11 protein-coding genes are annotated in these 13,155 nt (G+C 66.3%); 2 read left to right on the forward strand and 9 right to left on the reverse strand.

Annotation, left to right across the window (positions count from 1 at the left end):
• Positions 1 to 10: 10 nt before the first annotated feature.
• Both ASE68_RS10630 and ASE68_RS20895 read left to right on the forward strand, forming a co-directional pair.
• Entirely contained in the window at positions 11 to 4,003 is a 3,993-nt protein-coding gene (locus tag ASE68_RS10630; RefSeq protein WP_162238268.1) for a CHAT domain-containing protein, read from the forward strand.
• A gap of 297 nt (positions 4,004 to 4,300) precedes the next feature.
• Positions 4,301 to 4,516: a PLDc N-terminal domain-containing protein gene (locus ASE68_RS20895; RefSeq protein WP_055858182.1), complete on the forward strand. Its 216-nt coding sequence runs from the start codon at positions 4,301 to 4,303 to the stop codon at positions 4,514 to 4,516.
• Between the two features lie 12 nt (positions 4,517 to 4,528).
• Here the strand turns inward: ASE68_RS20895 and ASE68_RS10640 are convergent, their stop codons facing one another.
• The 9 genes from ASE68_RS10640 to ASE68_RS10680 form a co-directional block, all read right to left on the reverse strand.
• Positions 4,529 to 5,635 carry a competence protein CoiA family protein gene (locus tag ASE68_RS10640; RefSeq protein WP_157421611.1) on the reverse strand — a complete coding sequence of 369 codons (1,107 nt, stop codon included), beginning with the start codon at positions 5,633 to 5,635 and terminating at the stop codon, positions 4,529 to 4,531.
• 1,375 nt (positions 5,636 to 7,010) lie between these two features.
• On the reverse strand, positions 7,011 to 7,322 hold the full coding sequence (locus tag ASE68_RS10645) for a hypothetical protein (protein ID WP_055858188.1): 312 nt from the start codon (positions 7,320 to 7,322) through the stop codon (positions 7,011 to 7,013).
• An 84-nt stretch (positions 7,323 to 7,406) separates the two neighbouring features.
• Positions 7,407 to 8,393: a thioredoxin-disulfide reductase gene (trxB, locus tag ASE68_RS10650; RefSeq protein WP_055858191.1), complete on the reverse strand. Its 987-nt coding sequence runs from the start codon at positions 8,391 to 8,393 to the stop codon at positions 7,407 to 7,409.
• Positions 8,386 to 9,036, reverse strand: coding sequence for an arsenate reductase ArsC (locus tag ASE68_RS10655; protein ID WP_055858193.1), 651 nt, complete (start codon positions 9,034 to 9,036; stop codon positions 8,386 to 8,388). The genes trxB and ASE68_RS10655 overlap by 8 nt, the downstream gene beginning before the upstream one ends.
• Before the next feature lie 27 nt (positions 9,037 to 9,063).
• Positions 9,064 to 9,483: an arsenate reductase ArsC gene (locus tag ASE68_RS10660; protein WP_055858196.1), complete on the reverse strand. Its 420-nt coding sequence runs from the start codon at positions 9,481 to 9,483 to the stop codon at positions 9,064 to 9,066.
• A gap of 24 nt (positions 9,484 to 9,507) precedes the next feature.
• Positions 9,508 to 10,263: an MIP/aquaporin family protein gene (locus tag ASE68_RS10665; protein ID WP_055858199.1), complete on the reverse strand. Its 756-nt coding sequence runs from the start codon at positions 10,261 to 10,263 to the stop codon at positions 9,508 to 9,510.
• Between the two features lie 16 nt (positions 10,264 to 10,279).
• Complete coding sequence (locus ASE68_RS10670) at positions 10,280 to 11,134, reverse strand: metalloregulator ArsR/SmtB family transcription factor (protein WP_235480826.1); 855 nt, start codon at positions 11,132 to 11,134, stop codon at positions 10,280 to 10,282.
• A 72-nt stretch (positions 11,135 to 11,206) separates the two neighbouring features.
• Positions 11,207 to 11,719 (reverse strand): GNAT family N-acetyltransferase, encoded by a 513-nt coding sequence (locus tag ASE68_RS10675; RefSeq protein WP_055861152.1) that lies wholly within the window; start codon positions 11,717 to 11,719, stop codon positions 11,207 to 11,209.
• A 14-nt stretch (positions 11,720 to 11,733) separates the two neighbouring features.
• The gene (locus ASE68_RS10680) at positions 11,734 to 13,095 is read right to left on the reverse strand and encodes an NAD(P)-binding domain-containing protein (RefSeq protein WP_055858202.1); all 1,362 of its coding nucleotides are present in this window, start codon (positions 13,093 to 13,095) and stop codon (positions 11,734 to 11,736) included.
• Positions 13,096 to 13,155: the final 60 nt, after the last annotated feature.

The raw sequence follows: 13,155 nt of genomic DNA on the forward strand, positions 1-13,155 counted from the left end.
GCTCACGGCATTGAGCCTGATCGACGGTGATTCTTGGCTGCGGGTGGAAGTACGAACGGATGGCGACCTCCGCGAGATGTTGGCGCTCGCGGCCGAATGGGCCGCCACGGATGAACTCGCAAACGTGCTCGAACTCGCCGACACCATCGCGATCGCGTTCGACTTCGATTCCGTCGGCTCGGAGCACATCGCTCTCGCGCTGGTCGCATCGGCTCGGTTAGACTCGGCGCAGCGAGAAGAGCTCCTCGATGTCGTGGCGGAGGCCTTCGGTTTCGGCACGATGGAGGGCATCGGCAGCGCCGTCGAAGCCCACCTGCGTCGCCAAGAGTCGACGGACCCGACAAGTGAGGACACCGCCCGGCTCAGGTTGACGCTTGCAGACCCGTGGTGGACAATCACGCGCATCGCACCGTTCGTCCACCCGTCCCTGCGGATCGCCCTCTGCGTCGTACTAGTCGTGCTGGCAGTCCGCGGGGGGAGCATCGCTGCCTGGTTCATCGCACTCGCCGCCGCCGTTCCGTTCCGCGATCCGAAGCTGATGGATTGGCCCGACTTCCCGCGCTATCCACGCGGCATCCTGGCGGGCATCCCGAGCCTGCTGGTCTTGAGCGGTACCGCAGCCGCGTTCGGCCTGCTGGCAATGGCGATCGTCCTCCTTACCGCGCACGTGTTGTTCGAAGGAATCGGAATCCTTCTCGATCGCATCCCATACCGGCATCTGCAAACCGCGGGAAGCGCACTTAATGGACTAGAGGATTATCGAGGCCTGATCGGTCGCGCACTCGGACAGATCTACCGGGGGTCATATCGGAACCGCCTGCTCCGATGGTTCCTGCCCCTCATTCCAGTCGGATACATCGCATTCCGTTGGCACGACGTCCTGTTCATTCCGGTTCTCCGACAGGTCGAGCAGCGCCTTCCGGCGGAGTTGATCGCACGGGAGCCCCAGCGAGTGATCAGTGAGGTGTTCGAGCAAGCGGCGCTCGCCGGAGTAGTCCTTGGCGTTCTCCTGATGCTTGGCGCTTCCGGGCATCTCTTGATTGCGTTGGCTATGGCGATCGTCGCGATCGCCGTACGCGGGTGGCCCCCGCTTATAGCCGCTATCGTGCTCCTGCTCGGCATGGCCATCCATCTGTACGACTGGTGGGCTTGGCGTCGCATTCCATCAGCGCGTTTCCCCGTACCGGTGTTCCTCCCCAGGCGCCGACCTCTCTCGGGGCTCGTCGCCCAGTTCAGAGTGCGCCGGAGCCTTCGGCTGGGGCGGCCGGTTGCGGCGCTTCGCGAATACGAGCACTGGCTCGCCCTATCGACGCCGGAATCGGCTTCCCCGTCTCGAGAAGAGATGGTGCACGCGCACCTGCTGCTGGAGGCCGGCCGCCCAGGCGAAGCCTGGGACCTCCGCGATTTGTTCCCGAAGCGAGCGGAAGTGTTCCAGGGCTACATAGTCGCCCGCACGATGTTCCTGCTTAACCGTCTCGATGACGCGCACAACGCAGCGCTCGAGGTCGGATCGCGTATGCAGCAGTCGCCGATGCGGGTACCCAAGGCGCTCCGGGTCGTCGTCGCGTTGACGATCACCGAAATCCTCTCCCACGCTACCCCAGAAGTCGGTGTCGGCCTGACGGTCCTGGCTCGACTCCCAGATCTCGCCGACGGAGGCCGCGTCCACGAACCAGTCCGAATGCTGAGATCGGCCGCGGTGACATTTGAGGCTGATCGGCCCGAACTCGCCGAGCGATGCGCGCATGCCGCCGCGGGCCTCGCAATCCTCGCGCAGAATGAGCGCGCGACGAGCCGCGAGCGCAACCGGGAATCGACGCTGATGGCTCAGCAGGCAATGGCGACCTGTCAGGCAACGCGCTATATGTTCGGAAATGGCGAAGCGACGGTTTCCTCCTGGTCGCTCTGGAGAACCGGTGTTGAGATCCTCTTCCGGGACGGGAATCCGGTTGAGGTCGGATACGAGCTCCGCGCCATGATTGCCCTTCTCGATGCCGCCCCCGGGTTCGAGCGCGCCGCCTATCGGCTCCGGCTTGATTTGCTCGGGGTCTTGAACACCATCCGCCACGAACTCCGAACCCGCGAGGATCGTCATGCATGGTGGCAGACATTCCATCCCGCCCTCGACGACGCAATAGGCGCAGCCTTCGCGGGGAAGGATTGGTCAACGCTCGCCGAGCTCATAGAGTATGGCCGACTGCAGTCCGAAGCAGCTACAGGACCGATCGATGCCGCCCGCAAACCTCTCTTCATCCGCGCGAACGGACGCTCCGTCCTCCAGAACGGGTTCTGGGAACAGCCGGGGGCTCCCGCCCCGGCATACGACCTCGAGGCTGCAGCGGCCGTAGTGGCGGGGCCAGGTGCATGGTGGTGGTCGACCTGGGAGGCTCAGGGACAGCTGTACTGGGCTTTGGTCCGGCCGGGGATGCCTGCGACCGGCGGCCGAGTCCCGATGAGCGAGCTCGCAGGCCCGCTCGCGCGCATGCACGACGCACTCCCGATCGAATTTCCCGGGGAGAACGCCTCGCAGCGTGATCGGCGCCTCGCCGACAGCCCGTTCGTCAACGGGCCCATTCGGCGCGAGCACGAGCTGTCCCGCGATCTCGCCGCGCTCGTTCCGGAGCCTCTCCAGAGGGCCATCCTCGAATCTGCGGCTACCGTATCGCTAGCGATCTCGCCCGATGTGGCCCTGTCGCACGTCCCCTGGGCGGGCATCATTCTCGGACCGGCCGATGTGCGTCTCATCGAGCACGTGCGCATTACGATCGCGCCCCCCGTCGCCGCACTCGTTGAGATCATCAGGCGAGCGGACCCGACCGCAGGCGCCGACTCGGGGCCACTACCCATCCGCCTCGCAGTCCTGGACCCGGGCGGCGACCTCGCAGGGGCCGCCGGTCTGGCCGAGGAGGTCCCCAACGATGCGACGGTGCTCACCGCTGCGGACACGCCAACCGCTGTGCAAGTCGTTGACGCGCTTCAGCGTCTCGCCCGCGGGACAACCTGGTTGTTCGCGGGCCACACGACTCGGATGCCTCCAGAGGGACGCGCCGCGCTTTCCTTCACGGCGACGGGCCGGTACGACCCGTCATTCGTCATTTCAGGAGACGCTCTGCCCACCTTGCCTCGCTCAGTCATATTACTGGCATGCGATAGCGGCGACCTGCGCAGCGTCTCGGCTGGTGAATGGAACACGCTTGGCCCCGCCATGCTGCGCTCGGGTGCGGACCGCGTGGTTGCGACCGCCTTCCCGATCAAGGACGTGACCGCGATGGATCGCGCTATCATCGCGAGGGCTGCGGATCTCCCGATCGGTGAGGCGCTGCATCAGGCGCAACTCCTCCAGCTCGAAACGTGGCGCAGCACACGTGGACGGTTGAGCCCGCCAGCGGACTGGGCCGGTCACCTCGTCATTGGTGCGAACTACACCGCACAGCAGTTGCCTCGGCGATTCGGCCCATCGCAGGTTTGGGTCGCAAGTGCAGCGTTCGACTTGCTGGACGCCGCAGCCGGCGCGGCAGCCCGTGCTGGTCGTCCAATGGTGCAGATGCGGGACATCTGGATCGCGGTGCTCGAGTGGGGTTGGGAGACCATCGGCCGGCCTGCCGACCTTCTACTTCGGGCAGCGGCACGCGCTGAACGCCTGCGTGCGGGTTCCGCCGCCACGGTCGCCGTCGTCGGCATAGCTCCCGACGTCATGGCGCTCCTGCAAGATGCCGTGGAACTGTCCCGCGCATTGCACCACCGAATCGTGCTTGACGACCACATCATTGCGAGCTGCTTTGCACGCAAGGGCGGGATGGCTGCGTTCGCACGACTGGTGACAGGGCTCGATTCGCGGTCTCTTGATGGCGCCGCCTTCATGACGGAGCGACACGAAGCTGGATGGAACCGGACCGGAATCCCTGCTCTCACGTCGTTGCCCGACGCCGCAGCTAGAGAGCTTTGCGGCATCGCCGGAACCGAGCAGTTCGCCGAGGAGCGCTGGTACAACGCCGATCGTTGAGCGGCGAGCACCGACGTGTGGGGGGAGATGCGTCGACTCAGCCAAGCCGTGGCCCGGCACGTTAAGCGTCTGTCCGCCGAACACGGTCGGGCCGAGGTGCATCTCGCCTTCCACGGCCCCTTCCCTATGGCCGTACTCGTCGAGCGGCACCTGAACACGCCCCGCATCATCGCCACGAACTCACGCCAGCCGGCAGATCGGCCGTCCAGTCGATGCACAACCTCGACTTGTCCGCGATAATTCTCAAGGCCCGAGCGACCATGTCCGAAGACCACCCCGATCGTGAGGATGCCAGGAATGGATTTGTGGGCGCACTTCTGGAGTATCGGTTGGACGGTGCTATTGGTGGCCGTGCTCGCGACGCCCGCCATCTGCTGGATCATCGCCGTCGTCCAGGTATCGCGCTCATCGCTCAGCGACGGTGCAAGAGTTGGTTGGGCGCTCGTGACCCTCATTCCAATCCTCGGTCCCGTCCTATGGTGGGCGATCGGACGGCCCGCACCGGTGCGCTGACGTCGCGGCCGTTCAGAGCAACCGTTCTTGCTCCCATCGGCACGGGCCAAGATGGACGCCGAACTCAGCAAGCGTCGCGTCGAGCGGCTTTCCACACTGCCGGCACAGGACTCTCGCCGGCATGGTGACAGAGGGTCGAACGACGCCCGACCTCGCGTCGACACGAGCCGGCATCGACGCAAACTGCTCACGAGCGGCACGTGCACGTTCGAGGTCTCGCGCGCTCGCCTTTTTTGCGCGGGCTGCCTCAATCGCGGCACGAGCCTCTGCGTGCTCCTGCGCCTCCAACTCTCGCTCCCGGAGCGCGGCTTCCCGCTCCCGTGCGGCCGTCACGAACGGATCAATCGCGTCGGACCTGACGCCCTGGTCTGACAACCGGATCGACTCCAGCTCGAATGCAACGAGATCCACTTCGCGTTCGCTTGCAAGCGAGTACGTTCTGCCGAACCGGTTGACCGCGATCGCCAGCTGCGACGACTCAGGGTTGATGAACGTGACCCTCATGCCCGCCTTGCGCAACTCATCCTGCACATCGTCGAGACGGTACGGCTCGAGCGCATACTCAGAACGAGCACGACGGATGCGAGTGTGCCCCCAGAGCCAGACATCGATGATGCCCTGCTGCACGTAGGACTCGTGGCGGTCGCGCCATTCGGCGACGCTGAGCTGGGCGTACTGCACCTCGAACGCGACTCGGCGCTGCGTTATGGGATGGGTGAGGAGCACATCGGCGACCCGTGAACGCTGGGTATCGGTGGCCACCTCGATGTCGACCGCATCGTGGCCGTAGAGGCGCCGCAACCATTGGGCGACGACAGCTTTCCCCTGTCGATGGTTCACCGACTCAGGAGCGTGTCTGCCTCCGCCGCGGAAGTGGGTGAACCCGTCACGCGCATTGGCACGGGAGACGGTCGTGAGATCGGGTGCTGGGCAGTCCGCAAACATGCAACGCAACGCGCTCTTCGCCCACGCTCGATGCTCGTGCGCCTCATTGTCGGAAAGCACGAACAACTCCCCCGCGCGAACAGGATCACGGTACGCAGCTGCGATCAGTCGCGTTTCGCCATCGCCGATGAACGCAGCGATGTCGCCGGACCGATGAAGACCGCCCGAGGTCACGGTCGGGCAGGCAGGTCAGCGCGAAGAAGAGCCTCGATGCGAGCGACCTCGTCCGATGGTCGCTGCCAACCAGGATCCTTATCCCACTTACCTTTCTGGCCTTTCGCAGTCGTATGCCAGCCCAGACAGCGGTCGCACCGATACACCCGAACAGGGAGCTCACTCGACGGGCGCTTCGCTCCCTGCTCTCGAACCCGTGCCAGCGCCGTTCGTGCCGCTTCCTGATCGGGATAACCCTGCTTCACGCACGTGTTAGAAGACTGTCCAGACATGGCGCGATGCTAGTGAAGGACTCCCCAACCGCGGGATGCCCATTTCGGGCGTCAAACACCGAGCGGATGCCGACGACCGTGCGCAATCGACCGCCCGCTCCCGGGATCCGGCCACCAAGTTCGCTCACCCCAGATGGCCCGAGACGAACACAGAATGCACCAGCACCCCATGCGCAGAGCCTCATTTGCGCCGAATAAACGGACACGGGGCATTCGCGAGCATCCAGAGACGGCAGAAAACCTGATCAGTAGGCATTTCGAACCCGGCTGAGACTTGAGCTCGAAACACCGGCATTCTGGGCAGAATCATCCGAGAAAAACCTGATCAGGGAGAAATCAAGCAAGAATGGCAGTCTGGTGCAAGCAGTCTCGCGCGAAGGGGCGCAGCGAAAAACACCAGATCATACGGCGAATCCGCGAAGTAGGGCGGACGGGACTTGAACCCGTGACCGATGGGAGCCGGCACCGATTTCCGCCTTCTCCGAACGGCTGGCCAGACCTCGACTGATCTGGAGCTGATCAGGGTCTTCTCGTGCATCGTGTTCGAACTCCCCCAGAATACCCCGGCTGCCCCTCGGCAAATTTGGGATGCTCTCGGATCCATTAACGGTGAATACGTGGTCGAGCCCACGCGGTCAAGACCTCCGACGCGAGCGCACCAGGGTGAAGCCGACTCCCCTGGTGCGCTCTCGACATCGGCGTCACGATATCGACCCGCGAGGGACGAACACTCGACAACGTTCGACCACACAGCTCCGCGAAGCCAAACGTCGTGCGGAGATGCAATGCGACTGACAACCTGGCGGGTTGGAGCGTACGGGGCACCCCCGCGGGCGTTGTCATCGGGCAGGGTAAACGGGACATCCCGGTCTTGACGGCACCTCCACCCGCACTCCGCAGCATCCAAGGACCGGCATGCGGGCTTCGATCACCGACGGCCAGACGGGGAGCCCAACTCCAGCCGCTACTCGACCCTGTCGTTGCGCAGGCGCAGCGCGATCCATAGACCACAGCGGCGACATAGGTATCCGGGGCCTTCGCTCAACGCATGCACTTTGGATCGCGGCAGGGTTCGGCCGCAGCAGGAGCACTGGACGGGGGCGTCAACGTTCATACGATCCCATCGCGTCGATGATCTGCTCGGTGGTCGGCAGCCCCGCCAACCCGCTTGGGGTGATGTACACACGGCATGCCAATTCCGGCGTGGGCTCCCCACCGGGGAATAGATCCTCGCCGTCCAGGAGGATCGTCGGTGATCCCGCGAACCTGACCTGCCTGGCATCCTCAGGAGAGGTCAGCAGACGGAACGATAGCTCGACGCCATCGGCTGATAATGATCGGACCGCTTCACGGACACGATCACCTGCTTCCACCCAGTTCGGGCACGCTTCGATGTGCAGGATCTGGATATTCATGCCTCCATGATCCTCGGAAAACGCCACCGACGCACTTGGAACGGACGACGACCGGCCCTCGGGCGCCGAGGCAAGCAAGAGGGATCAGGTCGTTTCGAGAATCACCGCGGGCTGTTCCTCCACGGGATCAGCGAGACCGTGTGCAGCGAGGTAATGCTCGGCGTCGAGCGCAGCGGCGCAGCCGGTGCCTGCGGCGGTGATGGCTTGCCGGTAGCGCTTGTCGACGAGGTCGCCGCAGGCGAAGACCCCGGCGAGGTTGGTCTGAGTGGAGGGGTGTGCCACTTTCACGTAGCCGTCGTCGTCGAGGTCGATCTGACCGGCAACGAGGTCGCTACGCGGGTCGTGGCCGATCGCGATGAAGAGGCCCGTCGCGTCGAGTGCAGCATCAGCACCGGTCGTGGTGTCGCGAAGCCGAAGTCGCTCGAGGCCGTCGTCGCCTTCGACGGCGATGACTTCGGCGTTCCAGTAGGGGCGGATCTTCGGATTCGCGAGCGCGCGTTCCTGCATGATGCGCGATCCGCGGAGCGAATCGCGCCGGTGCACGAGGGTGACGGAGTCGGCGAATCGGGTGAGGAACATGGCTTCCTCGAGTGCCGAGTCGCCGCCGCCGACAACGGCCATGTCCTTGCCTTTGAAGAAGAAGCCGTCGCAGGTGGCGCACCAGGAGACACCGCGGCCGGTCAGTCGTTCTTCGCCTTCGATGCCGAGCTTGCGGTACGCCGAGCCCATTGCGAGCACGACGGCGTGGGCGCGGTATTCGACGCCGTTGATGGTGCGGATGGTCTTGACCGCGCCGTTGAGTTCGACTTCGGTGGCGTCGTCGTAGACGATGCGGGCGCCGAAGCGTTCGGCCTGTTCGCGCATCTGATCCATCAGTTTGGGGCCCATGATGCCCGTCGAAAAGCCGGGGTAGTTCTCGACCTCAGTCGTCGTGACCAGAGCGCCGCCGGCTTCGACGGAGCTCGCGAGCACGACCGGTGCCAGGCCGGCGCGGGCCAAGTACACGGCGGCGGTGTAGCCGGAGGGTCCGGAGCCGATCACGACGACGTTCTCGATGGGGTTCTCATGCATGAGGTGCGGCCTCCAGGCTGCGCAGCAGCTGTTCAACGTTGGTTCGGATCTGGTCACGGACTCGGCGGACCTCGTCGAGGGTGAGCTCGTCAGGGTCGTCGAGGTGCCAGTCGAGGTATTGCTTGCCCGGGTAGACCGGGCAGGCGTCGCCGCAGCCCATCGTGATCACGACGTCCGCGGCGCGGACGACGTCATCGGTGAGCGGCTTCGGGAACTCCTGGGCGAGGTCGATGCCGGCCTCCGTCATCACCTGGACGACGGATGCTCCCAGGTCGGCTGCGGGCTGGGATCCTGCCGATCTGACGTGGATGCGGTCGCCGCCGAGCTCACGGAGGTATGCGGCTGCCATCTGGGATCGGCCGGCGTTCTGCACGCACACGAACAGCACCTCAGGCACCGGCTTCGCGATGGCACCCTTCGACTGCGCCAACGCGGTCAACCGGTCCTGCGCGAACCGCGTCGCGAGGCTGGGCAGGTGGGTATTCACGGTCGCGGTGCGGGCGAGCGCGGTGAACGACTCGAAGACGACCCGTTCAACGGTTTCCTCGCTGAAGATCCCATCGAAGCGGACGGCGAGGCGTTCGCTGGCCCGGTGCAACACGGAGTCAGGGGTGAGGAGCGGTGGCTGCACGGTGCGGTTCATGATCCTGGCCGGTTTCGTCGCGACGGGTCAGGCGGTGGCGGGCGCGGGAAGCAGTTCGCTGATGAGCTCTTCCACCCGGCGGCGGATCTCGTCACGGATGGGGCGAACAACCTCGATGCCCTGGCCGGCCGGGTCTTCGAGCTCCCAGTCCTCGTAGCGCTTGCCCGGGAAGATCGGGCAGGCATCGCCGCAGCCCATCGTGATCACCACGTCCGACTCCTTCACCGCGTCGACGGTGAGGATCTTCGGCGTGTTGCCGGTGATGTCGATGCCCTCCTCACCCATGGCTTCGACGGCGATTGGATTGATCTGGTCCTTCGGCTCGGACCCGGCCGAGCGAACCTCGACACGGTCCCCGCCGAGCTCGCGCAGGTACCCGGCGGCCATCTGGGAGCGACCGGCATTGTGGACGCAGACGAACAGGACGGAAGGCTTCTCAGTGCTCATACCTGAATGATAGACCGCCATCTATCATTTGGCTACCTCAGCGGGAACCTTGGCCCCATCTCGCTCCGTCGCCGCGGCAGGCACCGGGAAGAGGAAGCTGACCAATACGACGCCGACGACCGCGCCGACGACTTGCGCGGCGATGAACGGCGCGACGGACGCCGGGGCGATGCCGGCGAAGGTGTCGGAGAAGATGCGCCCGATCGTCACGGCAGGATTGGCGAACGAGGTGGAGCTGGTGAACCAGTACGCCGCCCCGATGTACGCGCCGACCGCGGCGGGGATGATCCGGGTGTTGCCGCTGCGCACAAGGGCGAAGATCACGAGCACGAGTCCGGCGGACGCGACGAGCTCTGCGAGCAGTGTCGACGGTGTCGCGCGCATTGTGGTGGCGATGGCGGTGGGCACGTCGAACATCGCGTTCGCGAGCACTGCACCCGCGATCGCGCCGAGCACCTGCGCGGCGACGTAGGGTGCGACGCCGCGCACGGTGAAGCCGGGGCCGCCGCTCCTGCGGGCGAGCCACCAGTCCGCGAGCGACACGACGGGGTTGAAGTGGGCACCGGATACCGGGGCGAGGACCGCGATCAGGACGGCCAGGCCGAGCGTGGTGGCGAGGCTGTTCTCCAACAACTGCAGACCGATGTCCTCCGGGGACAGCTGGGATGCGGCGATCCCGGAACCGACGACGATCGCGACGAGCAGCCCGGTTCCGAGGAACTCGGCGACGAGGCGGCGGGCGAGCGGGGCAGGGCTGGGCTGGGGTGACTCGTCGGTCATCGGTCCTGTCGATCGACTAGAGGGTGGCGAGCAGTTCGCGGATGCGGCGCTCGATGTCGTCGCGGATCTCCCGCACCTCGGCGATGGGCTTGCCCACCGGGTCGGGAAGGTCCCAGTCGAGGTAGCGGCGGCCGGGGTAGATCGGGCATGCATCGCCGCAGCCCATCGTGATCACGACATCCGCCGCCCGAACCACCTCGTCCGTCAGTGGCTTCGGGTATTCACCAGCCAGCGGGACGCCGATCTCATCCAGTGCTGTCAGGACAGTACTGCGCACCTCGCCGGCCGGGTCCGAGCCGGCCGTGCGTACGTGTACTCGGTCGCCGGCGAGGTGGCGGAGGATGGCGGAGGCCATCTGCGACCTTCCAGCGTTCTGGACGCACACGAACAGCACCTCAGGGACCGGGCTCGACGCCGGCGCCACCCGGGCGAGGGCATCGAGCCGGTCCGCGGCGAACTGCGCAGCGAGCGACGGGAGGCGCCGGCCTGGCGCGGGGCGTTCGGCGAGGAGGTCGTAGCTCTCGCGCACGTACCGCTCGACCGTCTCCGGACTGAAGGTCCCGTGGTACCGGTCGCTGAGATCTCGCACCACCCGCTCCAGCACCGGATCGACCGGGACGGATGGCTCCTGGGCGCGAAGGATCTCAGCGAGCCGGTCCGCGTGCTCGTCGGCCAGCGAGTACCAGGTGCGTCGCCCGTCGGGTTGCCGCTGCACCAGGCCCTCGTCGAGGAGCGCCTTCATGTGGTGGCTCACGGTCGGTTGGCGTAACCCGAGTTCCTCGGCGAGGCGCCCCACGAGCACCCGACCGTCGGGGGCTTCGAGGATGCTGCGCAGGATGTGGGCCCGCGTCGGGTCGGCGACCAGACGCAACTCGCGAGCAGAGTCCACCGAAGCATCCATAGACCAAAGTCTATCTAACGATCGGTTGTGACGCGAGAACCCTCAGCTCAGCGGCGCCTCACTGGTCTCAGTGTCGTCGCCACGACGGAGTTCGATCAGGATCGTGTCCCGCCACTTGCCGGCGTGGGGGCCGTAGCCCATGCGTGCGATGCGTTCGCGTCGGCCGACGGTGCGGAATCCGGCGCGTTCGTGGAGGGTGAGGCTCGCGACGTTCTCGGGGAAGATTGAGGACTGGATCATCCAGTAGCCCGCCGCGTTCGTCGTCTCGATGAACGCGGCGAGCAGCTGCCGCCCAGCGCCGGTTCCTTGCGCGGCGGGGTCGACGTAGATCGAATGCTCGATCACGCCCCGGTACACCTCACGAGCGGACACCCGGGATGCCGCAGCCCACCCGATCACGGCGCCGTCCGCGTCGCAGGCGACCAAGCGAGCATCGGGTACGCGGGATTGGTCGAAGGCGTCCCAGCTCGGGGGTTCTGCCTCGAACGTGGCGTTGCCGGTGCCGATGCCCGCGGCGTAGATCGCCTGCACCGCCGGCCAGTCCGATGCCTCCATCGGCCGGACGGTGGTCACGAGCAGCAGCTCGAAGCGCTCGAGGCGCCACTCGCTGCGTCGCTCGTGCCGCAGGACGATCCGTCGGGAGCGAGGCTCGTCGAGCACACGCCGGTCTCGGGCAGCACGAGTTCGACGTTGCTGGCCGCGGTGAGGTCGCCGGCGAGCCATGCCGTGATCGAGCGGACCTGCTCGTACCCGGTCGCGAGGAGGAAGGTCGGTGCGCGACCGTAGCTCTTCATCCCGGCGAGGAAGAACCCGGGCTCGGGATGGGTGAGCTCGGCGAACCCGTGCGGCTCGACCGTTCCGCAGGTGTGCACGTTCGGGTCGATCAGCGGCGCGAGTCGCTTGGGAGCCTCGACGATCTCGTCGAGTTCGAGGCGGATCTCGCGGAGCATGTCGAGGTCGGGGCGGAACCCGGTGGCGCTGACCACGAGCTCGGTGTCGTGCTCGACGAGCTCGCCGGCGCGGGCGCCGATCAGACGTACACCGTCGTCGGTGCGGCCGAGGCGCACGATCTCGAACCGGTCGAGCGCGGTGATCCGGCCGGCGGCGACGAGGGCATCGACACGGCGGCCGATCGAAGCGCGGGCCGCGAGGCCGTCATCGTACGAGGTGGTGACGCGGACGGCGCTGGCGTTGCGGATCAGCCAGGTGATGCGGGTGTCGGGCTCCTGCTCGGCGAGCTCGACCAGAGCCAGGAGTGTGTTCGCGGCGGAGTGTCCGGCGCCGACGACGGTGATGTGCCGGCCGGCGAAGCGTCCTCGTTCGCGGCCGAGGACATCGGGCAGGGCGTGGCTGACCCGGTCGGCGACCTCGGCGAGGCCCAGCGGGTCCAGGCCGGAGGAGGCAAGGCTGTTCGGATGCGCGTAGGTACCCGACGTGTCGATCACGGCGCGCGCGGTGAACTCCTCGATGCCGTCGACCGTATGGGCGCGGAGTAGGAACGGCGTCGACGCGCGGCGTGCTGTGCGGGTGCGGTCCATGCCCTGACGGGTCACCGCTTCAACCTGGACGCCGGTGCGGATGCGGCCGGCGATCGCCTCGAGCGCGGCGAGCGGCTCCAGGTACTGCTCGACGAGTTCGATGCCCGTGGGGAGGCTCTCGGGTGCCGGGAGCTGCCATCCGGTCGCTTCGAGCAGGCGGCGCGAGGCCGGGTCGACGACGTGCTTCCACGGCGAGAACAGTCGAGTGTGCCCCCACTGCCGGATGCTGGAACCGACCTGATCGCCCGCCTCGTAGATCACGAAGTCGATGCCGCGCTCGACGAGATTCGCGGCCGCCGCGAGCCCCACCGGGCCGGCGCCGATGATCGCGACCGGCAGGGTGTCAAGGCTGCGTCGCTGCAGGCTCGGGACGGTGAGATCGATCAACGTCATGATGGTGAGCCTCCTAAGGCATCGATGAACTTCGATATTGAGTGTGCCCACTCCATCGAT

The sequence above is a fragment of the Agromyces sp. Leaf222 genome (assembly GCF_001421565.1).
Taxonomy (GTDB): domain Bacteria; phylum Actinomycetota; class Actinomycetes; order Actinomycetales; family Microbacteriaceae; genus Agromyces.